At 39.2% G+C, this 22663-nt stretch carries 19 protein-coding genes; 1 reads left to right on the plus strand and 18 read right to left on the minus strand.

Going from position 1 to position 22663, the window contains the following annotated elements; genetic code table 11:
- From gatA to C1N55_RS17775, 9 genes are all read right to left on the minus strand, one after another.
- Positions 1-1464, minus strand: coding sequence for an Asp-tRNA(Asn)/Glu-tRNA(Gln) amidotransferase subunit GatA (gatA, locus tag C1N55_RS17735; protein WP_137730035.1), 1464 nt, complete (start codon positions 1462-1464; stop codon positions 1-3).
- Positions 1465-1489: 25 nt separating this feature from the next.
- On the minus strand, positions 1490-1783 hold the full coding sequence (gene gatC / locus C1N55_RS17740; protein WP_137730036.1) for an Asp-tRNA(Asn)/Glu-tRNA(Gln) amidotransferase subunit GatC: 294 nt from the start codon (positions 1781-1783) through the stop codon (positions 1490-1492).
- A 318-nt stretch (positions 1784-2101) separates the two neighbouring features.
- Positions 2102-3280, minus strand: coding sequence for a CamS family sex pheromone protein (locus C1N55_RS17745; protein WP_137730037.1), 1179 nt, complete (start codon positions 3278-3280; stop codon positions 2102-2104).
- A 14-nt stretch (positions 3281-3294) separates the two neighbouring features.
- A complete protein-coding gene (gene ligA, locus C1N55_RS17750; RefSeq protein WP_137730038.1) occupies positions 3295-5295 on the minus strand; it encodes an NAD-dependent DNA ligase LigA in 2001 nt (666 codons plus the stop codon).
- Between the two features lie 33 nt (positions 5296-5328).
- Entirely contained in the window at positions 5329-7584 is a 2256-nt protein-coding gene (gene pcrA, locus C1N55_RS17755; RefSeq protein WP_137730039.1) for a DNA helicase PcrA, read from the minus strand.
- A 68-nt stretch (positions 7585-7652) separates the two neighbouring features.
- Positions 7653-8345, minus strand: coding sequence for a heptaprenylglyceryl phosphate synthase (locus C1N55_RS17760; RefSeq protein ID WP_137730040.1), 693 nt, complete (start codon positions 8343-8345; stop codon positions 7653-7655).
- 225 nt (positions 8346-8570) lie between these two features.
- Positions 8571-8888 (minus strand): YerC/YecD family TrpR-related protein, encoded by a 318-nt coding sequence (locus C1N55_RS17765; RefSeq protein WP_137730041.1) that lies wholly within the window; start codon positions 8886-8888, stop codon positions 8571-8573.
- A 24-nt stretch (positions 8889-8912) separates the two neighbouring features.
- Positions 8913-9956, minus strand: coding sequence for a DUF3048 domain-containing protein (locus C1N55_RS17770; protein WP_137730042.1), 1044 nt, complete (start codon positions 9954-9956; stop codon positions 8913-8915).
- A 13-nt stretch (positions 9957-9969) separates the two neighbouring features.
- Positions 9970-11700, minus strand: coding sequence for an adenine deaminase C-terminal domain-containing protein (locus C1N55_RS17775; RefSeq protein WP_137730043.1), 1731 nt, complete (start codon positions 11698-11700; stop codon positions 9970-9972).
- 202 nt (positions 11701-11902) lie between these two features.
- Between C1N55_RS17775 and C1N55_RS17780 the strand changes: the two genes are divergently transcribed.
- Positions 11903-12376: a YgaP family membrane protein gene (locus tag C1N55_RS17780; RefSeq protein ID WP_137730044.1), complete on the plus strand. Its 474-nt coding sequence runs from the start codon at positions 11903-11905 to the stop codon at positions 12374-12376.
- A gap of 94 nt (positions 12377-12470) precedes the next feature.
- On the opposite strand, the gene purD is transcribed toward C1N55_RS17780, so the two are convergent.
- The 9 genes from purD to purC form a co-directional block, all read right to left on the minus strand.
- Complete coding sequence (gene purD / locus C1N55_RS17785) at positions 12471-13727, minus strand: phosphoribosylamine--glycine ligase (RefSeq protein ID WP_137730045.1); 1257 nt, start codon at positions 13725-13727, stop codon at positions 12471-12473.
- A 308-nt stretch (positions 13728-14035) separates the two neighbouring features.
- Positions 14036-15562 (minus strand): bifunctional phosphoribosylaminoimidazolecarboxamide formyltransferase/IMP cyclohydrolase, encoded by a 1527-nt coding sequence (gene purH, locus C1N55_RS17790; protein ID WP_137730046.1) that lies wholly within the window; start codon positions 15560-15562, stop codon positions 14036-14038.
- 101 nt (positions 15563-15663) lie between these two features.
- A complete protein-coding gene (gene purN, locus C1N55_RS17795; protein WP_137730047.1) occupies positions 15664-16248 on the minus strand; it encodes a phosphoribosylglycinamide formyltransferase in 585 nt (194 codons plus the stop codon).
- On the minus strand, positions 16248-17303 hold the full coding sequence (gene purM / locus C1N55_RS17800) for a phosphoribosylformylglycinamidine cyclo-ligase (protein ID WP_137730048.1): 1056 nt from the start codon (positions 17301-17303) through the stop codon (positions 16248-16250). Before purM ends, purN begins: the two co-directional genes overlap by 1 nt.
- A gap of 60 nt (positions 17304-17363) precedes the next feature.
- Positions 17364-18788: an amidophosphoribosyltransferase gene (purF, locus tag C1N55_RS17805; RefSeq protein WP_137730049.1), complete on the minus strand. Its 1425-nt coding sequence runs from the start codon at positions 18786-18788 to the stop codon at positions 17364-17366.
- Positions 18764-20992 carry a phosphoribosylformylglycinamidine synthase subunit PurL gene (gene purL / locus C1N55_RS17810; protein WP_137730050.1) on the minus strand — a complete coding sequence of 743 codons (2229 nt, stop codon included), beginning with the start codon at positions 20990-20992 and terminating at the stop codon, positions 18764-18766. The genes purF and purL overlap by 25 nt, the downstream gene beginning before the upstream one ends.
- On the minus strand, positions 20982-21662 hold the full coding sequence (purQ, locus tag C1N55_RS17815; protein WP_137730051.1) for a phosphoribosylformylglycinamidine synthase subunit PurQ: 681 nt from the start codon (positions 21660-21662) through the stop codon (positions 20982-20984). The genes purL and purQ overlap by 11 nt, the downstream gene beginning before the upstream one ends.
- A 2-nt stretch (positions 21663-21664) precedes the next feature.
- Entirely contained in the window at positions 21665-21913 is a 249-nt protein-coding gene (gene purS / locus C1N55_RS17820) for a phosphoribosylformylglycinamidine synthase subunit PurS (protein ID WP_137730052.1), read from the minus strand.
- Between the two features lie 2 nt (positions 21914-21915).
- Positions 21916-22626: a phosphoribosylaminoimidazolesuccinocarboxamide synthase gene (gene purC, locus C1N55_RS17825; protein ID WP_137730053.1), complete on the minus strand. Its 711-nt coding sequence runs from the start codon at positions 22624-22626 to the stop codon at positions 21916-21918.
- Between the last annotated feature and the right edge of the window lie 37 nt (positions 22627-22663).

Consider the following 22663-nt stretch of genomic DNA (forward strand, 5'->3'; position numbering starts at 1 on the left):
TTATTTACCCTCCCAAATTTGAGGAGTTTGTGCATGGAAATTCGTCGCTTGTTCATAAGCGTATGCTGTGCGATAGATTGTTTCCTCATCAAAATGTTTCCCGATGATTTGTAAGCCTAATGGCATTCCGTTATCAAAACCACACGGAATTGAAATTGCAGGAACACCCGCAAGGTTAATTGGAATCGTTAAGATGTCGTTAGCATACATCGTCATTGGGTCATCAATATTAGCGCCGATTTCGAATGCTGCTGTTGGAGCAGTTGGTCCAATAATAACATCATAGTCTTCAAACACTTTATCGTAATCTTGTTTGATTAATGTACGTGCTTGTTGTGCTTTTCTGTAGTAAGCATCGTAAGTACCAGCACTTAATGAATAAGTACCTAACATAATACGACGTTTTACTTCTTCTCCAAAGCCTTGTGCACGCGTTTCTTTATATAGCTCCATTAAGTTTTTCACGCCCTCAGCGCGGAAGCCATAACGGATACCGTCAAAACGTGAAAGGTTAGAAGAAGCCTCTGAAGATGAAAGAATATAGTAAGCCGCTAAAGCGTATTTAGAGTGAGGAAGTGACACTTCATCAACCGTAGCGCCTAAGCCTTTTAATACTTCAAGTGCTTCCAATACTGAATTTTTCACTTCTTCTTTAACACCTTCACCAAGGTATTCTTTAGGTACTGCAATACGTAGGCCTTTAATATCTCCATCTAACTTAGAAGCGTAGTTTGGTACTGGAACGTCTGCTGAAGTTGAGTCGTTAGGGTCTACTCCTGCAATCGCTTCTAAAAGAAGTGCATTATCATAGACATTACGAGAGATTGGTCCAATTTGATCTAGTGAAGATGCGAACGCTACTAAACCAAAACGTGATACACGACCATACGTAGGTTTCATTCCTACAACTCCACAATATGCTGCAGGTTGACGGATCGAACCACCAGTATCAGAACCTAAAGAGAAAGGTACTTCACCTGCTGCAACTGAAGCTGCAGATGCACCTGAAGATCCTCCTGGTACATGATTTAAATTCCATGGGTTTTTTGTAGTTTTATAGGCAGAGTTTTCATTTGATGAACCCATAGCGAATTCATCCATGTTTAGCTTCCCAACTGTTACCATGCCTGCTTCACGTAGTTTTTTCACTACAGTTGCATCATAGATTGGCATAAAGCCTTCTAAAATTTTAGAAGCACATGTTGTTTCTAGTCCTTCTGTTACGATGTTGTCTTTAACACCGATTGGTAAACCGAATAAAGGTCCACGTTGTTCGAATGGTACTTGATCCATTTGAGCAGCTTGTTCAGTTGCTTTTTCTTTGTTTAAAGCTAAGAAAGCTTGTACATCGTTATCTAGGTTTTCGATACGAGCAAATGCTTCGTTCGTTAAATCAGCGATCTTAAATTCGCCGTTATGTAAGCCTTCTTGTAATTCTTTTGATGAAAGTTTGAATAACGTCATAAGGCTACCTCCTTTTGCTCTTGTATTAGTCTTCTAAAATTGATGGTACTTTTACTTGGCCATCCACTTGTTCTTTTACGTTCAGCATCATTACATCACGGTCTAGACCATTTTGTGCAACGTCTTCACGCATTACATTCACGATTGGTAAAACATGTGATGTTGGTTCCACATTTGTTGTGTCTAGTTCATTTAATGTTTGTGCGAAGTCAGTAATTTTCCCTAATTGGTTTGCAAATTTCTCCGCCTCTTCATCAGTAATAGCAAGACGAGCTAAATGAGCAACGTGTTTTACTTCTTCTTTTGATAATTTCGCCATAAATTTACACCTCCGATAATCTCTGCGTGGCAATAATCATTAATTGTACCATTTTTAATAAAATAAATCATAAATTTGGATAAAATCATGAAGTTTCCTGTCAATGTTCGTCACAATAGGTAATGATCAGAATAGACTGCCATTTTAATACACTAAATCAAACTCTATTATCGCCTTATGTATCATAAATTCAAACATGGAATCAGAAATTGTTTGGGACCTGGCATGCAGATAATTTTAATATTCAGAATTGTTTGTGTACCTGGTACACAAACAATTCACTTCATAAAAAAAGTGCAGCCCCGAATGGGCTACACTTTAGTAGTCATAGATATGAACGAAAGGTTCTTGTTCGTTTCGTTTTTTTATGATTAATGCTTCTGCACCGTTAATGGATGTAATGTTTACTTCGATGTCTACATCTACAGGCAGATGCTGCATGATAACTCCGGACAAATACTGCGTAAATCCAATGATTTCGGTAGTTCCATAAAATTGGATTGGGACTTCGATTGAGAGTTTACGTAGTGTGTCGTTTTGATAGAAGCCTCTTCCAATCACGCTCGTGTAATTGGAAAAATACTTATCTACATCCTGTTTAAAGTTTTGGAAGCTTGTATTTACAGTACGATAAAGTTCTTCTGGTGAAGACATTGGGAATGTCACATACTTCTCGTTTATACCTTGCCAATCGCCTAAAGCATTTTGACCTTTCTCTGAAACGCTAAATGAAAAATATGATCCAGGGACAATCGAATTATTAGCTGCTTGCTTAAATAATCCAATGACTATTGGTACATCTTGAAGCTCAGACCGTTGACGAAGTCTTGAAATTACTTCTTCTGCAATCTCTTTGCCTTTTTGTTCAAGCTCGGCATCAGGAATAGGCTCTTCAAATGTATCGCCATATTGTTCTTTTTGGTAATAGTAGATTGAATTTAGTGCAAGTCCAATCGATATGCCTCCAAGTTTCACCTTATTATCATCTGTTTTAACAAGATAATTTTGCTCAATGACATGTGCCAGATAAATTGGTGCTTCTTGTGCCCTCACTACCGGATCTAATGTTTGCCCATTGGCGTCCACATCAGGAGGATTTAAGCCCCGTAATTCTTCTGACTCATCTTGATTTTGATTACTTCTTGCCAACCAGTTCTTAATCGTGTCTGTATCTAAATACTGACCTTCCTGGAAGTAATAGCTATCTGTATCATATACATTTTGTGAAAGTCGCATTAAACCTTCTTCTACTTCTTTAATGTCATATTTTGTATATAAATTTGACACGACTAACCCTCGGCTAGCACTTTCTTTATAAGGTACTAACGTTCTATAATAACTATCACTCAATTGCATACTTGGGATGATTGTCGTTTCAACTACGCTTTCAGTTTCATCTGTATCTTTTAACACTTCTGTATCTTCTTTAAGAGAAGGCACACAACCTGCTAGCATTGCAACAACGACCATCGCCGGAATCCAGCGAAATCGGTTCATCGTTTGAAACTCCTTTACTGTTGTAATTGTTCTACTAGGCGGTTTTCGTCCCAAACTTCAATGCCTAGTTCTGTGGCTTTTGTAAGCTTCGAGCCAGCATCTTCGCCTGCAATTACCAGGTCTGTCTTTTTACTAACACTACCTGTTACACTTCCGCCCAACTCTTCTATTTTCGCCTTTGCTTCATTACGTGTCAATTGAGATAATTTACCTGTTAATACAATTGTCTTACCTGCAAATGGATTTTCTCCGGCTTCAACCTGTATTTTTTTCCCTTTATAAATCATGTTGACACCAACTGCTTTCAGTCGCTCAATCAACTCTTTCACTTCATCATTAGCAAAGTAAGTAACGATCGAATCCGCCATTTTATCGCCAATTTCATGAACAGCCGTAATGTCTTCCTCTTTTGCAAGCATTAGGGCATCCATCGATTCAAATTGTTCTGCCAAAAGTTTCGCTGCCTTTGCACCTACATGACGAATTCCTAAGCCAAATAGTAGTCGCTCAACTGAGTTTTCCTTTGAATTTTCGATGGCATCTACCAGATTTGTAGCGGATTTCTCACCCATACGTTCAAGCTTTACCAGTTGTTCTTTTTCTAGATGATAAAGGTCTGCAACATCCCGAATATATTCTGCACGTAGGAGTTGTTCAACTACCTTTTCGCCAAGGCCATCAATATTCATCGCATTACGAGAGACAAAGTGCTTAATTCCTTCTGCGATTTGGGCAGGACATTTAGGGTTTACACAGCGTAACGCTACTTCTCCTTCAATACGAACTAAATCATCTCCACATGCAATACAGTTTGTCGGCATTTCAAATGGGATGGAATCCTCTGGTCTTTGTTCCAGAATGACACCAACAACTTCCGGGATAATATCGCCTGCTTTATGAATAATGACTGTATCTCCAATTCGGATATCCTTTTCCCGAATTAAGTCTTCGTTGTGAAGAGATGCTCTTCCCACAGTTGTTCCAGCTACTTGTACAGGAGTTAAAATAGCTGTCGGTGTAATGACCCCTGTACGGCCTACTGTAAGCTCAATTCCTGTGATTGTTGTAATAACCTCTTCAGCTGGAAATTTGTAAGCAATTGCCCAACGAGGACTTTTTGCTGTAAATCCTAGTTCATCTTGATGAGCATAGCGATTCACTTTTACTACAATCCCGTCAATCTCATAGGCAAGATTTAGGCGATTTTCAGTCCACTTATTTATAAACGCCAGTACGTCTTCAATTGTTTCACAAAACTCACGCTCTTTATTTGATGGGAAACCTAATGTCTCTAGATAATCCAGCATTTCTGCATGCGAATCGATTCCGTAGGCTTCGCCATCACCGCCAATAGAGTAAATAAATGTGGAAAGATTACGGCTTGCGGCGATTTTCGGATCTAGTTGACGGAGTGAACCAGCCGCCGCGTTACGCGGGTTGGCGAATAGCTCTTCACCTTTTTCGCTACGCGCTTTATTTAAGGCTGCAAAGGAATTTTTAGGCATATAGGCTTCACCACGAACTTCAATTGTTACAGGTTCCTTTAATCGAAGAGGAATAGCGCGGATTGTTCTCAAATTCGCGGTAATATCCTCACCAACTGTCCCATCCCCACGTGTAGCACCCTGTACAAACACACCATTTTCATAGCGTAACGCAATAGCGAGCCCATCAATTTTCAGTTCACAAACATAAGAAAAGTCATTCCCGATTGCTTGGCGAATTTTTCTGTCAAAGTCCCTTAAATCCTCTTCACCAAAAGCATTCGATAAACTTAGCATCGGATACGTATGGGTTACCTTTTTAAATCCTTGAAGCGGAGTGCCACCAACTCGTCCTGTAGGAGAATCAGGATATATTAATGATGGATTCTCTTTTTCAAGAGCGATTAATTCATGTAAAAACTGATCATAGACAGCATCTGGCACAAGTGGCTTGTCCAACACATAGTATGCATGCCCATACTCATGAAGTAGTTTATTTAGCTCGGCAACTCGTTTTTCGATTTCGTTCATGTTATTCCTCCATCATTAAATCAATCATCTAAATTAACCTTTTGTAATTGGTGCAAATTTAGCCAATAAACGCTTAATGCCAACGTTAGGGAATGCAATATCCAATTCAAGTCCATCACCATCACCCTTGACACTAACCACAGTACCTGTCCCCCACTTACCATGGACCGCTTTATCTCCTGCTTTCCATTCCATCTGGTTCCCACCAGTAGCTTGTAGACCCGCTATTTGAGGTTTCGTTTGGACATTTCCTATTGTTCGACGTCTTTGACTTTGTGCTCGGCTTCTTCCTGGACCAAATGGTAATTCATCCTCGTCAAATCGATTACCTGATTTTGAAATTTGCTCGATAATGTCATCAGAAATTTCTTGCAGGAATCGAGATGGCATGTTGAAGCTTGAACGTCCAAAAATCGTACGTGATCCGGCACATGTTAAATACAAGCGTTGCTCTGCACGGGTAATGCCAACATAAGCCAGACGACGCTCTTCTTCCATTTCAGCAGCATCATCCAATGATCGTGAATGTGGGAAAATATTTTCCTCCATGCCGATAATGAATACTACAGGGAATTCCAATCCTTTTGCAGAGTGCATGGTCATTAGAATAATACTTCCTTTTGATGTATCTTCTTTATCCAGTGAATCAATATCTGCTACCAAGCTTAAGTCCGTTAAAAAGGCGATGAGCGATTTATCATCACTGCGTTCTTCAAAAGCCTTCGTAACCGATAAAAACTCTTCTATGTTTTCTAAACGGCTTTCCGCTTCAATTGTTTTTTCATTTTCAAGCATCGTTCGGTAGCCGGACTTTTCGATCACTTGTTCTACTAGTTCAGTTACCGACAAGTAATCCTGCATTTTAGTGAAGTCCTCGATTAACTGATGGAACTTCTCTACACTACTTGCAGCCCTTCCTGTGATTCCCATGAATAAAACTTCTTTCATCGCATCAAAGATGGATCGATCTTGTCCAATGGCATAGGATGCTATTTTTTCAAAAGAAGTTGCCCCAATGCTTCGTTTCGGTTCATTAATAATCCTCGCTAGTGAAAGGTCATCATCGTTATTGGCGATTAATCGTAAATAAGCTAGTAAATCTTTAATCTCCTTACGATCATAGAACTTAGTTCCACCCACAATTTGATAGGTCATATTCGATTTTACGAGTACTTCCTCCATAACACGGGACTGGGCATTTGTTCGATAGAGAATAGCAAAATCATCTAATGAACGATTTTCTTTTTCCATTAGTTTTTGAATTGTTTGGACTACAAATTGTGCCTCATCTTGCTCATTAGAAGCTTTATAGAGAACTAGCTTTTCCCCTTCCAAATTTTCTGTTCTTAATTTTTTCGGATAACGGCTTTCGTTATGCTCGATGACATCATTTGCAGCTTGCAGGATTCGTTGTGTTGAACGGTAATTTTGCTCAAGCAAGATTACTTTCGCTTTTGGATAATCTTTTTCAAAGGATAAGATATTGCCGATATCTGCTCCGCGCCAACGATAGATTGATTGATCCGAATCCCCTACTACACAGATATTTTTAAATTTTTGTGCCAATAATTGAACGAGCTTATATTGTGAATGGTTGGTATCTTGATACTCATCGACATGTACGTATTGGAATTTATTTTGATAGAAATCCAGCACATCCGGGACACGCTCAAAAAGTGATATGGTTGTCATGATTAGATCATCAAAATCCAATGATTGGTTTCGGCGAAGTCTCTTTTCGTACCCTTCATAGACTTGCGAAATGACTCTTTCATATGGATTGTTTGGATTACTATTTGTCTTGTACATATCTGCTGTAATGCATTCATTCTTTGCAGAGCTTATGGCATTTAGGATTGCTCTTGGCTCAAAACGTTTCGAGTCAATATTCAATTCTTTTAAGACATTTTTTACTACTGTTAGTTGATCGCTGGTATCCAAAATCGAGAAATTTTTTGAAATACCAATTCGATCAATATTGCGTCTCAAAATACGAACACACATAGAGTGGAATGTTGACACCCACATACTATCTGTTGTCCCGTTTCCAAGTAGGTTATCTATACGTTCACGCATTTCTCGAGCGGCTTTGTTTGTAAATGTAATAGCCAAGATTTTAGAAGGATAGACTTCCTTTTCAACAACTAAATAAGCAATTCGGTGCGTTAAAACCCGTGTTTTCCCTGATCCCGCACCTGCCATAATTAACAGCGGTCCTTCTGTTGTTTTCACTGCTTCAGCTTGCTGAGGATTCATCCCTTTAAGTAAATTTTTCGTTATTTGTTCCATGATGCACCGCCTTTACACAAACATTTGTTCTGCTTTTATTATAACGAAATTCTCTGATTTTGTGAAATTTATTTGCGAGTGTTTTTAACAGCCTCTACTGTTTTCAAGGCTTGTTTCAAATCATCATAAATAATGTTTCCAACAACTACTGTATCTGCCAAACGCGCCATCTCAGCGGCTTGCTCTGCGCTGGCAATACCACCACCGTAGAAAAGACGTGTATCATTTAAAACGTCTTTGACAGAAGCGACAATTTCTTCATCACCATACGTACCACTATATTCCAGATAGAAAATCGGCAGTTTAAAATAATTTTCGGCTAAACGTGCATAAGCAATCACATCATCCTTAGTTAAATCCGTTTTCGCATCCGTTACCTGAGCCACCTTACAATCCGGATTTAATACACAGTATCCTTCAGCAATTAGCTCGTCCCAAACTAGAATATCACCATATTCTTTAATCGCCGCGTGATGCAAATCCTTTACCCATTTTGTATCCTGACTGTTTAATACACTTGGAATAAAGTAATAATCGAATCCTGCCAATATTGCCTCTACATTGGAGATTTCCAATGCAACCGGCACTGAAAAACGTCTTACACGAAGTAAGATATCAATAACATTTTCTAGCGTTACATCATCTGTTCCACCAACCAAAATGACATCCGTACCAGATTCACATACTTTTTCTAAAGCTTCCTCTGAAATTTCCTTTGCTGGGTCAATTTTGAACACATGTCGCCAATTTTTATAATCCATTCGTTGCTTCCCACCTATCAGCCCTAAAAATCTTCATTTGTTTAGTCTTTATATTCGTCTTCAAGTATAACGTAAACTACCCTAAAGCGAAAAAGTTTTCATTCTTCCAACACTATTACATCAATGATTTTTTATACTAATCTTTTGTTGAAAGACAAAAGGCCATTTAGTAAGTCTTGATCTTTCGACTAACTAAACAGCCTATTATTGTTTAATAGCTTATTATTATTTAGAAGCTTGAAACGGTTTTTCGTCTGGATAAAGACGACCCAACATTTCATCATAAGTGTCGTTGCCATAATCAAAACAGCGTCGTACACGTGAAATCGTTGCTGTTGATGCACCCGTTTCCTTTTTGATGGATTCATAGGTTTTCTTTAAACGTAGTAAATGAGCAACTTCAAAACGTTGTGCTAACGATTGAATCTCGCTGATTGTACATAAATCATCAAAAAACATATAACATTCTTCTAGGTTTTTTAACTCTAATACAGCTTTAAATAATTGGTCTGTTTGATGCCCACGAATTTTATCGATCTGCATTTAGTATTCATCCTTTCATATTTGCTACGAATATTTTACCGATGTAGGTATTCCTGGATTTGTCGGCACAAAATGAACCCACGTTTTTCCTGGAACTAATTTTACTTCACTACCATCTTCTTCTACTGCTTTTAATACGCCATCTATGTTTTCCCAACGTACTTCTCGCATGATGCCTTGCTGGAATACAAAGGCAGTTCCACCAGAAGTAATATCAATTTCGCGACGACCTTCACTATCTATAATGGAATGGCTCATTTCAAAAAATAAGACATTCGAAAGCTCTATTGGCTCATTTGTTAAAGAATCGATTGTCTCGGCATTCCCTGATTGTCGAGTATAAGTATTACTGTTTCCATCATAAGTGTACAAACTATTAAATGTATCATTTTTGCTATAAGTAATCGCTACGGATTCAGCCTCTGTCCCCATTTTAACACTTTCATCTTCTTTATAAAAAGTATACGACACTTTTTTCTGATAAAGAAGTGAAGTGCTCACTTTCTCTGCAGCGGTTTCTAGATTTGCACCAGGGAAGTAGGAATTATGAGGTGCAACACGATCAGAAGAACGTTTAAACAGAATCCCATCATATTGCATACCGTTCACATTATCAACAACACCATTCATTAAGAGTTGCTGCGCTTCAGGACTATAGCCATGAGCAATGTAAAAAGCATCTAGCCCTACTGCTAGTTCAATAAAGTAATCTCGCGCACTACGAATCGGTCCTATTGTTTCAGGTATTTCTGATTGATATAACCCTAGTAATCTTGTAACATCTCCCTCTGCCAGCATTTCATAAATCACGTCTGCTGCGGCTATACCGGACTGAGGGCGTGCATCTGGATGATTATTGATAGTTGCCAGAATAGGACGCTGCGTCATCTCATTTGAAATCCCTACACCTGTGAATGGAGTAACGTATGGTAATACAACCTCTTCCGTTACTGGTATTATTTCTTCTTCACTTGAATTTGTGCTTTCTTCTACAAGTTCCTCTTTGTCGCCACATCCAGCTAATAAATATACACAAGCCAATACTGGAATAAATCGATTTTTACGCATAGAATTCGCTCCTTTAGCGCATCACCGCAGGCAGCATCACTTTCTTTTTCATGACATCATATATACCTTGTGGAGTGATACGAATATATGGTAAATGTGTGGATTGTAAAAAGAATAATGTATAGATTGCATCCGAGTGGCAATATCCTCTTTCTTTTAATGCTCTTGTAAGCAGCTTTTCATATTCAATTAACTGTTCGACATCCCCGTCAAATAGTTCCCCATTAATTTTAAGAGGAATGGACGCAACTACTTCATTATTTTCTGCTAGAACGATTCCACCATTTAATCTCTTTAATTCATTAAATGCAAACTTCATATCTTCTATGCTTTTTCCTATTAAAATAATTTCTCCAGTATTTGAATAAGAAGACGCAAAACCTTTTATATGCGTATCAAATCCTTTAAGCATTGTGTTAACACGCCATTTGCCTTTTCGATCGATTAACATAAGATAGCTTTCATCTTTGCCAAGTGCAAGCTCTTTTTTACTAAATTGAAGATTAATAGAAAAAGGCTTCGTAATGACCTCGTTCGTTAGATGAATCCCAATCGGCATTGAAAATTGAAAATCATCATCTGTTAGATCAAACGGTATTTTGAAGGTTCCAAATTGATTCCAATTAATTTTTGGAAGAGCACTTACTTTCTTATTATCGCGCTTTAGCCAAACTCCTTTAGAGATAACTGATTCCGGATTAGGCGTTGTATCGTTTTCCAGAATATTCAAGGTAGCAAATCGTCCAGTTGCAATAAGACCATGTAAATGTGTCTTATTGTAATATCTAGCAATATTGTATGAGGCCATATTATAGGCATCAATTGGTGTTACGCCTGCTTCAAGAGCAATGCGAATACATTTGTCCATAACACCATCTTCATGGAATGCAGGAGTTGACCCATCTGTTGTCATCATTAAATGGTCAAAAATGTCTAGCTCCTTCTCTAAAATCCCTTTTAATAACTGCGGTAAATCTGGACGAATGGATGAATAACGCAGCGTTACATCTAACCCATGCAGAATTCTTTTTTCTACTTCTTCGACTGTCATGGCTTCATGGTCACTATCTGCCCCAAACAGCTTCATACGAGCGAGTGTTTTTTCCGAAGCACCTGGAAAGTGTCCTTCTACTTTTTTCCCTTTGATTTTTGCCGCCTGTATCCAATTTAGCATTAAATCATCTCCACGCATTAAGCGTGGCCATCCTGTTAATTCGCCACCAAGCAGTACATCATCTCGTCCCAACCACTCTAGAACTGATTTATTTGTAAAAATTTCATCCTCGTTTTGCAGCTCAGATTGTGAATCGAACCTAGCCCACCAATAAAACGAAAATGGCATTTTTTTTAGCTGGTCCATAATTGTAAACGCTTTCTCATTTGGCAACGAAAGGGCAAATGTCATATTATCCGCAATGAATGTTGTTGTACCTGTTTGAGCAGCATAGTCCGCAAATGAATGTGGATTATATAATTGAGTCGGATGGACATGAGGTTCGATATATCCAGGGACAACAACTTTATTTTCCAGATCGACTACTTCCGTTTTAGAAAGATTTAATGGCATTTCACTTCCCACATAAACGATTCGACTACCTAATATCCAAATGTTTCCCACTAGCCATTTTTTTAGCACACTATGTAGAAAGCGAGCATTTTTTAGAACGATTGATGGGGCTAGTTTTCCATCAATAACAGCCACTTGTTTTCTAATTTCGTGTATCTTCCAGGTAGACTCTGGCATTGTTAACACTCCTTTCTATTATTTATAAAATTTATTTTGGTTAATCATTTTTTATACGCACATACTAACTTTGCTCAAAAATTGTTCAATTATTTATTGAGTATTTAGAAAAAATATAGTGTTTTTATCGTAACACAGCATTTTTTTAAAGAAAAGGTTAATATTTGTTATTTATTTACTTTGACAAAGGGAGTGACTTTACATGGAAGAGAATATTTCAGATAGAAGTGGTTTTGTCCGTTTAGCTCTGGGTACAGGTTTAACAGCATGTGGTATTGCTCATCTAGCAAAGGAATCGGGTAATCGCGGTTTAGGTGCTCTTTTCGTAGCAGCAGGTGCCATGAAAGTGGCAGAAGGCATTTTTCTTTACTGTCCTATGAAAGCGTTAATTAATTCCAATGTAAAAGAAGCGGTTGCAACAACTTTTAATGAGTATTTAGATGGCGATAGCATCATGAATGCCTATAACGATTTCTATACAGAAAAATGGGGTTCAGGATATTCTGGTTCTGGTACTTCTCAAACGGCTAATAGTGGCGTCCATGCAAGTACGAATGTTGAGAAGGCTGCAAGTGATATAGGACAAATCGTATCTAATGCTACTCAAAATGACGCATTAAAAGATGTTGCTTCACAAGCTGTCAAAAGCGCTGCAAGTTCAGGTTCAGGTAAATAAAATCGAATCTAAAAATAACGGGTTTAGCTGTAATTCAGCTTTTTCCCCGATTAGATAAATTATGACAAGGGGTATTGCCCCCTTGCCATTTTTATTATTGAAAGGTTCTCCACCCGATATCTTTACGATAGAAAAATTGATCCCACTGCAATTGTTCAATTCCCTTATATACCTGTTCCTGGGCTTCTCTTAATGTGGCTGCTTTTGCTGCAACTAAAAGAACACGTCCACCGTTCCCGACAAACTGATTCTCTTGGAGCTTAGTCCCAGCATGATATACATCATAATTTTCAGTTAAAGCATTTAAATCTGGAAGCGGATTACCTTTTTCTACTTCACCAGGATAACCTTCTGCTGCAATAACAACACCTAACATTGCTTCGTCAGACCATTGAAGGTCAAAATATTTTTCTTCCATTAGAGCTTTCATGAATAAACCGAAGTCTGATGCCATACGCGGTAGAACCACTTGTGTTTCGGGATCCCCGAAACGAGCATTAAATTCAATCACTTTTGGCCCTTGCTTCGTTAAAATTAACCCCGCATAAAGGATTCCTGTAAATGAAACACCTTCCTCTTCCATCGCTTTAACTGTTGGTTCAACGATTTCAATATATGCTCGTGAAATATATTCTTGCGGAATTTGAGGTACTGGAGAATAAGCTCCCATTCCACCAGTGTTCGGCCCCTTATCGCCATCATATGCTCGCTTATGATCCTGTGCAATCACCATAGGATATATTTGTCCCTGATGAACGAATGACATGAAGGAGAATTCTTCACCGTCTAAAAACTCTTCGATTACCACACGAGAAGATGACTCGCCAAATCGCTGATTGCCAATCATATCGTTAACGGCTTCAATTGCCTCTTGCACCGTCATAGCAACAATAACTCCCTTACCTGCTGCTAATCCATCTGCCTTTACTACAATTGGTGCCCCTTGTTGTTGAACATAAGCAATGGCTTCTGCTGCATCCGTGAACGTTTCATAGTTCGCTGTTGGGATATTGTATTTTTTCATAATTTCTTTTGCGTAGGATTTACTGCCTTCAAGTTGAGCAGCTGCTTTTGTTGGACCAAAAATTTGTAGCCCTCTTGCTTGGAAAAAGTCAACAATTCCCCCAGCTAGAGGTTGTTCAGGTCCCACAAATGTTAACTCGACTTGGTTCTCTTTCGCAAATTGGGCAAGTCCTGCAAAATCCATTGCATCTAGAGGAACAATTTCAGCATCCTGTCGCATCCCATCATTTCCAGGAGCAACAAACACCTTATTTACAGATGGAGAGTCATTAAATTTCTTTGCAATAGCATGTTCACGTCCACCACTACCTATAACTAGAATGTTCATGTGAAATGCCTCCTATATTTTTATTGTTGAGATTGATTTTTGACTGATTACGGGCGAGTTTTATTATTTTACATACTAAGTCGCTCGTTTACTTGCGACTATTAGCTTTTTACTTGTGAATTTCGCCTCTTTACTTGCGAATTTTTACTCTTTACTTGCGAGTTTCACAATTTTACTTGCGACTCGCCACTTTACGGGCACCCTACCAAACCTATTCCCGGCTCAGATTTTAAAAAACGCCCATTTTCCCTAAAAAAACGCCCGGCTCATCGCCGAGCGTTTTAATCCACTTCATACTGTATTCAAGATTAGTGTTTAAAATGACGTACGCCTGTGAATACCATAACGATTCCATATTCATTTGCTTTGTCAATTGAATCTTGGTCCTTGATAGAGCCACCAGGCTGGATAATTGCTGTAATACCCGCTGCAGCAGCTGTTTCTACAGTGTCGCTCATCGGGAAGAATGCATCAGAAGCTAGAGCGGCCCCTTTTGCTTTATCCCCTGCTTGATCTAATGCAATTTTTGCAGAGCCAACACGATTCATTTGCCCAGCACCGACACCTAATGTCATTTGTGTATCTGTTACAACGATTGCGTTTGATTTCACGTGTTTAACTACTGCCCAGCCAAGTTTTAAGGCTGCCCATTCTTCTTCAGTAGGTTCACGATCCGTCACTACCTTAATGTCTGCTTCAGCAAATCCAAAAGTATCATCTTCTTGTACTAATAACCCGCCTTCAACAGAGACGACTTTTAACTTATCTTGGTTCTCTTGTGCAAAGTTAATTGTCATTAAACGAATATTTTTCTTTTGTGTTAAGATTGCTAAAGCATCTTCTGTGAACGCAGGAGCAATAATGATTTCTAAGAAAATGCCGCTTAACTTTTCAGCTGTAGCCACATCGACTTCACGGTTTAGTGCAATAATTCCACCGAAGATTGATGTTGAATCTGCCTCATATGCTTTATCGAAGGCTTCCTCAATGCTAGCACCAGTACCAACTCCACATGGGTTCATATGCTTAACTGCAACCGCAGCAGGAATATCAAACTCTTTTACGATTTGAAGGGCTGCATTACCATCTTGAATATTATTATAAGATAATTCTTTTCCGTGTAACTGAGTAGCATAAGCTAAAGAAAAATCCGAACCTAAACGTTTTTGATAGAAAGCGGCTTTTTGATGTGGGTTTTCACCATAACGTAAAGTTTGCTTTAACTCATAAGTCATTGTAAGACTTTCTGGGAATTCTTCTTCAGTTAAGTAATTCGAGATGTATGAATCATACGCTGCTGTATGACGGAATACTTTTGCTGCTAAACGTTTACGTGTTTCAAGAGTGGTTGACCCATCAACCTTTAATTCTTCAAGCACATTGGCATAATCATTTGAGTCTACAATTACTGTTACATATTGATGGTTTTTCGCTGCAGAACGTAACATTGTTGGACCGCCGATATCAATATTTTCAATCGCGTCATCCCAAGTTACATTGGGTTTTGAAATTGTTTCTACAAACGGATACAGATTTACACAAACAATTTCAATCGGTTCGATACCATGTTCATTCATTTGTGCTTGATGAGAAGGATCATCGAATTTGCCTAACAAACCACCGTGAATTAATGGGTTTAATGTTTTTACTCGGCCATCAAGAATTTCAGGGAATTTTGTTACTTCATCAACAGCTGTTACTGGAACATTGTTATCTTGCAACATTTTTTTCGTACCACCAGTTGATAAAATCTCGTAGTCCAATGCTACTAGTTCTTTTGCAAATTCTAAAATACCATCTTTGTTAGAAACACTAATAAGTGCACGTTTCGTCACGAAAAAGACCTCCAATTATGTAAATAAATTAAGTAAAGCATTCCGAGAGAACCAAAGATTATGCTTCGCTCGAAATTAACAACCTAGAACTTCCACTTAAATCAATGAACTATTCTAATTTCTTTTTTAAAGAGTTTTTGCAATGTCCTTGTGTAAAGCTCATGTTCGACTGCATGAACCCTTGCTTCTGTTGCAGATCGATTTCCCACTACAACTTCCACTGCAGCCTGGCTTAGAATAGGACCAGTATCCATTCCTTCATCTACAAAATGAACAGTTACCCCCGTTACTTTCACACCATGCTCCATTGCTTGTCCAATGGCATCCTTACCTGGAAAAGAAGGCAGTAAGGACGGGTGAATATTCACGATTTGATTTCTGAAAGCTGACAGCAGGGTGTTACCAATTAGACGCATATATCCAGCAAGAATAACCCATTTTACTTCATGCTTCTTTAGAATATTAACAATTTCCTGTTCATAATGAGCTTTTGATTCATAGTGTTTTGCAACGAATGAAAATACCGGGATATTGAAGTTTTCCGCTCTCTTCACAACGTAAGCATCCGGCTTATCTGTTACGACAATTTCGATTTGAGCATCTAGTTGTCCATTCTCAATTGCCTCTTGGATTGCTTGAAAATTACTTCCACTACCAGAAGCAAATACGGCAATTTTGGTTGTCATTAACTTAAGCTCCCATCATGGGATCCATTAAACACGACACCTTCGCCTTTAACTACGCGACCAATCTTGTATGCTTTTTCTCCGTTCTCTTCAGCAATGGCAAGTACCTTCTCTGCTTCAGAAGCAGGAACTGAAAGAACAAATCCAATACCCATATTGAAAACGTTATATAAATCTTTATCAGCTAAAGCTCCTTTGTCTTTTAAAAATTCAAAGATTGGCAATACTGGCCAGCTTCCTAGATTGATTTCAGTTGCTAATCCTTCAGGCATCATACGTGGAAGGTTTTCATAAAAGCCGCCGCCTGTAACATGAGCCATTCCATGAATTTTTGCTTGTTTTAGAATTTCCAGTACAGGTCTTGCGTAAATTTTGGTTGGTACAAGCAAAGCTTCCCCGATTGGACCAAGCTTTTCGTATCCTTCCACAACCTCGTCAACTGCAAAGCCATTATCAGCAAAAACAATTTTGCGAACTAGTGAATAACCGTTGGAGTGAACTCCGCTTGAAGCAAGACCAATCAGAACGTCACCCTCTGTAATTTCCTCACCAGTGACTACATTTGCTTTTTCACAAGCTCCTACTGCAAATCCAGCTAGATCGTATTCATCTTCTTCATACAGTCCTGGCATTTCTGCTGTTTCGCCGCCAATTAAGGCACTACCAGCTTGCACACAGCCATCTGCCACACCTTTTACGATTTGTTCAATTTTCGCAGGTTCCGCTTTTCCTACTGCAACATAATCTAAGAAATATAGCGGCTCTGCACCTTGAGCAACGATATCGTTAACACACATCGCTACACAATCCACACCAATTGTATCGTGTTTGTCGACCATAAATGCGAGCTTTAATTTTGTCCCAACACCGTCAGTACCTGAAATAAGAACCGGTTCCTTTAAGTTTAAAGAGGACAAGTCAAACATGCCTCCGAAGCCACCAAACGTCCCCATGACACCTAAACGTTTTGTCCGTTCAACGTGGGATTTCATTCGATTTACCGCCTCGTAACCAGCTTCTATATTAACGCCCGCTTGTTCATATGCTTTTGACATGACTTTTGAATCCTCCTCTAAATCATTTCACATTGCGTAATTACCTTTACGATCAATTCCTTAATGCTGTAATTCCTTTACATGTGGCAAAACTGTATCCGGGAAAATTTCTGTTGGATAATCCCCCGTAAAGCACGCCATGCAAAGTCCACGAGTTTCATCGTCAAATGCACGAGCAGTGGCTTCTATGAGACCATCAGCAGAAAGGAAAGTTAATGTATCCGCTCCGATCGCTTCACGAATATCTTCTACACTTTTACTAGATGCAATCAGTTCTTCACTTGTTGACGTATCAATCCCGTAGAAACAAGGGTTTTTCATCGGCGGCGATGAAATGACAACATGTACCTCGGTTGCGCCGGCTTCTTTTAACATATTAACAATTCGACGTGATGTCGTACCTCTTACAATAGAATCATCCACCATTACCACACGTTTACCTTTTACAACTTGCACTACTGGAGAAAGCTTCATTTTCACTCCACGTTCACGCAGTTCTTGTGTTGGTTGAATGAAAGTACGACCTGTATAGCGATTTTTAATTAAACCAAGCTCATATGGGATGCCGCTTTCTTCAGCAAATCCAATTGCTGCAGAAATAGATGAGTCTGGAACACCTGTGACAACGTCCGCCTCAATTCCAAAGCACTCTTTTGCCAATTGTTTACCCATACGTTTACGTGCAGCATGAATGTTGATTTCATCGATATTGGAATCAGGACGGGCAAAATATACATACTCCATCGCACACATTGCACGTTTTTCCATTGCAACAAAACGATCCTCTTCAATACCTTGATCAGTAATGACTAATAGCTCACCTGGTTCTACTTCACGAACAAACTCGGCTCCAATTAGATCAAATGCACAAGTTTCCGAAGCTACAACATATGCCTCTCCTAATTTACCAAGAGATAATGGGCGTAACCCGTTACGATCACGCGCTACCATCATCCCCTCCTTCGTAATAATCAAGAAAGAAAAGGCCCCTTTTAATAATGAAAGAGATTCTTTAACTTGTGCACGGAATCCCGGCTTTTTACTTTTCTTGATTAAGTGAACAACAACTTCTGTATCCGATGTCGATTGGAAAATACTGCCCGAACGTTCTAGATGTTGTTTTAAATGATTCGCATTTACTAGGTTCCCATTATGGGCAATGGCTAGTGTACCAGTAGAAGAACGGAATAATAATGGCTGTACATTCTCGATACCACCGCCACCAGCAGTCGTATATCTGGCATGTGCAATCGCTCCGTAACCTTTAGCTGTGCCTAAGTTGCTTTCATTAAACACATCATTTACTAACCCTTCACCCTTTACTGCACGAAGCGCATGACCGTCCGTTACGACGATCCCAGCGCCTTCTTGCCCACGGTGTTGAAGTGCATGTAGACCATAATAGCTTAATTGTGCAGCATCAGGATGTCCCCAAATGCCGAAAACTCCACATTCTTCATTTAAGCCTCTGATTTCACCAAGCATGGGATTGCTCCTTTCCAAGCAGAACGGAATTCCTCCACTGTACCTTCTAAAAGAACGCCAGTATGACCGTTGATTGTAATTTTCGCATCATCTGTTACAATACCGATTTTCTTCGCCTCAGGAATTACTTTTTCGAATGCAGCTGCATTTTCCTCATTTACTGTTACAACAAAACGTGATTGAGATTCACTAAATAAAGCTGTTACTGCAGAGCCCTCTAATGATACGTCAATCCCTAAACCTTGTGCTCCAAAAGTTTTTTCTGCTAATGCTACCGCTACGCCACCTTCAGAAACGTCATGTGCAGATTGCAATAACCCTTCACGGATTGCAGTTAAAATCGCTTCTTGACGTTTAGCCTCTACCGCTAAATCAATATGAGGTGCTTTTCCGAAAATTTTACCGAAAACAAGCTTTTGAAGCTCAGAGCCACCGAATTCAGTAGCTGTTTCACCCACTAAGTAAACAACATCTCCAGCAGTTTTTACTTGCTGAGTTGTAACGTGTGCTAAATCCTCTACTAAACCAACCATACCGATTGTTGGTGTTGGGTACACTGCTTCACCAGAACGCTCATTATAAAGGGATACGTTCCCACCGATTACTGGTGCGTTAAGTGCTGTACATGCTGCTGAAATACCGTCAGCTGATTTTTCAATTTGCCAGAAGATTTCTGGTTTTTCCGGATTCCCAAAATTCAGACAGTCAGTTATTGCAAGTGGTTTACCACCAGAAGCAACAATGTTACGTGCAGCTTCAGCTACTGCAATTTTCCCACCCATTTCTGGATCTAAGAAAATATAACGAGAATTACAGTCAGTTGTCATTGCAAGACCTTTATTTGTACCACGTACACGTAATACAGCCGCATCAGAACCAGGTGCAACAATCGTGTTCGTACGTACTTGATAGTCATATTGATCATAAACCCACTCTTTAGACGCAACTGTTGGTGCCTTAAGTAAGCCTAGTAATGTATCTTTGTAGTTATCTACTTCTGGTTCACTATTTTCAAGAGCTTGGAACTCTGCAAAGTATGCAGGTTCTTTCGAAGGCTTATTGTAGACTGGTGCATCTTCAGCAAGAGCATCTGCTGGAACTTCCGCAACTACTTCACCTTTATGTACCAGACGTAGCATTTTATCATCTGTAACGCGACCAATTGCCACAGCGTCTAAACCATATTTATCGAAGATTGATTTAATTTCATCTTCGCGCCCCTTTTTCACAACAAGCAGCATACGTTCTTGTGATTCAGATAACATCATTTCGTAAGCTGTCATTCCTGTTTCACGTTGAGGAACTAAGTCTAGATTCATTTCTACACCGGAACCAGCTTTAGAAGCCATTTCCGCTGATGATGAAGTAAGACCTGCCGCACCCATATCCTGAATTCCTACAAGTGCGTCTGATTTTACAACCTCCAGGCATGCTTCAAGTAAAAGTTTTTCCATGAATGGATCTCCAACTTGAACTGCTGGACGTTTTTCTTCAGAAGCTTCCGAAAGTTCTTCCGATGCAAATGTAGCACCATGAATTCCGTCACGGCCAGTTTTGGCTCCAACGTACATGACTGTGTTGCCAACCCCAGCAGCAATACCGCGCTGAATATCTTTATGGTCGATTAACCCTACACACATTGCGTTAACAAGTGGATTACCTTCATAACAAGGATCAAATTGAATTTCTCCACCTACTGTTGGAATTCCGATACAGTTTCCGTAACCTGCAATCCCTGCAACCACTTCTTCAAATAAATACTTGCCACGTTTGGATTGTAATTCACCAAAGCGTAATGAGTTTAACATGGCAATCGGACGGGCACCCATTGAGAAAACGTCACGAATAATTCCGCCTACACCAGTTGCTGCTCCTTGATAAGGCTCGATTGCAGAAGGATGATTGTGTGATTCCATTTTGAAAACGACCGCTTGTTCATCACCGATATCAACAATCCCTGCTCCTTCACCTGGACCTTGCAACACTTGAGGTCCTTTTGTCGGGAACTTGCGTAATACTGGTTTTGAATTTTTATAAGAACAGTGTTCAGACCACATTACAGAAAATAGACCCGTTTCAGTCCAGTTTGGAAGACGACCTAAGATACCTTCCACCATTGCAAATTCTTCATCTGACATCCCCATAGAAGCATATAGCTTTTGATTTTTAATTTGCTCCACTGTTGGTTCTAAACTAGCTGACATGTGATTCCCTCCACATTTTTACAATAGATTTAAATACCTTAAGACCATCGTCACTACCTAGTAATGCATCCACCGCACGTTCTGGGTGAGGCATCATGCCAAGTACATTTCCCTGTTCATTAATGATTCCGGCGATGTCTTCAAGACTGCCATTTGGATTTTCACCTGAATATGTAAATACGATTTGATTGTTTGCTTTTAGTTCTGCTAGCGTTTTGTCATCACAGAAGTAATTTCCTTCTCCGTGAGCGATTGGGATATTGATGATTTGGCCAACTTCATATTGATTTGTAAACAATGTATCGTTGTTTTCTACTTTTAACCCAACTGTACGACACATGAATTTCAAGTTTTTGTTTCGAAGTAAAGCTCCAGGAAGTAAGCCTGCTTCAGTTAAAATTTGGAATCCGTTACAGACACCTAGTACTGGTTTGCCTGATTCAGCAAACTTTTTCACTTCTGCCATTACGTTTGATTGGTTTGCCATTGCACCACAACGTAAATAGTCACCGTAAGAGAAACCGCCTGGTACTAATACGCCATCAAATTCGCTTAAATCTGTTGCGTCATGCCAAACGTATTCTACTTCTTCGCCTAGTTCATCTTTAATAGCATGATACATATCGATGTCACAGTTTGACCCAGGGAAAACGAGTACTGCGAATTTCATGATTAGTTAGCCTCCTCAACTTCATAGCGGTAATCTTCAATAACTGTATTTGCAAGAAGCTTTTCACACATTTCTTTTACCAAAGAATCAAGATCACGTTCTGTATCGCCAATTACAACCTCTAAATACTTACCGATACGGATGTCTTGCACCTCGTTGTAGCCCATTTTCGCCAAGGAACCTTGAACAGCTGAACCTTGTGGATCAAGTACACTTTCGCGTAATGTAACGTAAATTTTAACTTTAGTCATTTTTATTTTCCTCCAAGTCTAGCAAGAATAATTTCATATACATCTGTTAAATTTCCTAAATCACGTCGGAACACGTCTTTATCAAGCTTTTGTTTTGTTTCTGCATCCCAAAGACGGCAAGTATCTGGTGAGATTTCATCTGCCAGTAATACATTTCTGTCCTTATCGCGGCCAAATTCAAGCTTAAAGTCTACTAAAATAACGCCGACTTCTTCAAAGATTGGTTGAAGAACACTATTAACCTTTAAACCTTGTTGATAGAGAATTTCGACTTCTTCCTTCGTAGCAATCCCTAAAATGTCGATATGATCGTTATTGATCATAGGGTCACCAAGGGCATCATCTTTATAATAAAACTCTACAATCGTCCGGTTTAATGGAGTTCCTTCTTCAAGCCCAAGTCGTTTCGCAAGACTACCCGCAGCAATATTACGAACCACTACTTCGATTGGAATAATATCTACCTTACGAACTAGCTGTTCGTTTTCAGAGATACGTTCCACAAAGTGTGAATCAATTCCTAGCGTTTTTAATTTTTCGAAAATTACTGTTGTAATGCGGTTGTTTAGTATACCTTTTCCATCAATCTCTGCTTTCTTTTCACCGTTAAATGCAGTAGCACTATTTTTATACTCTACGAACAAAATATCCTCTTGTTCAGTTTGGTATAAACGTTTTGCTTTCCCTTCATATAAAAGCTGACCTTTATTCATGACGCGTGCCTCCAATTATTTATCACTCATCTCCCAC

It is taken from the genome of Lysinibacillus sp. SGAir0095 (assembly GCF_005491425.1).
Taxonomy (GTDB): Bacteria; Bacillota; Bacilli; order Bacillales_A; family Planococcaceae; genus Ureibacillus.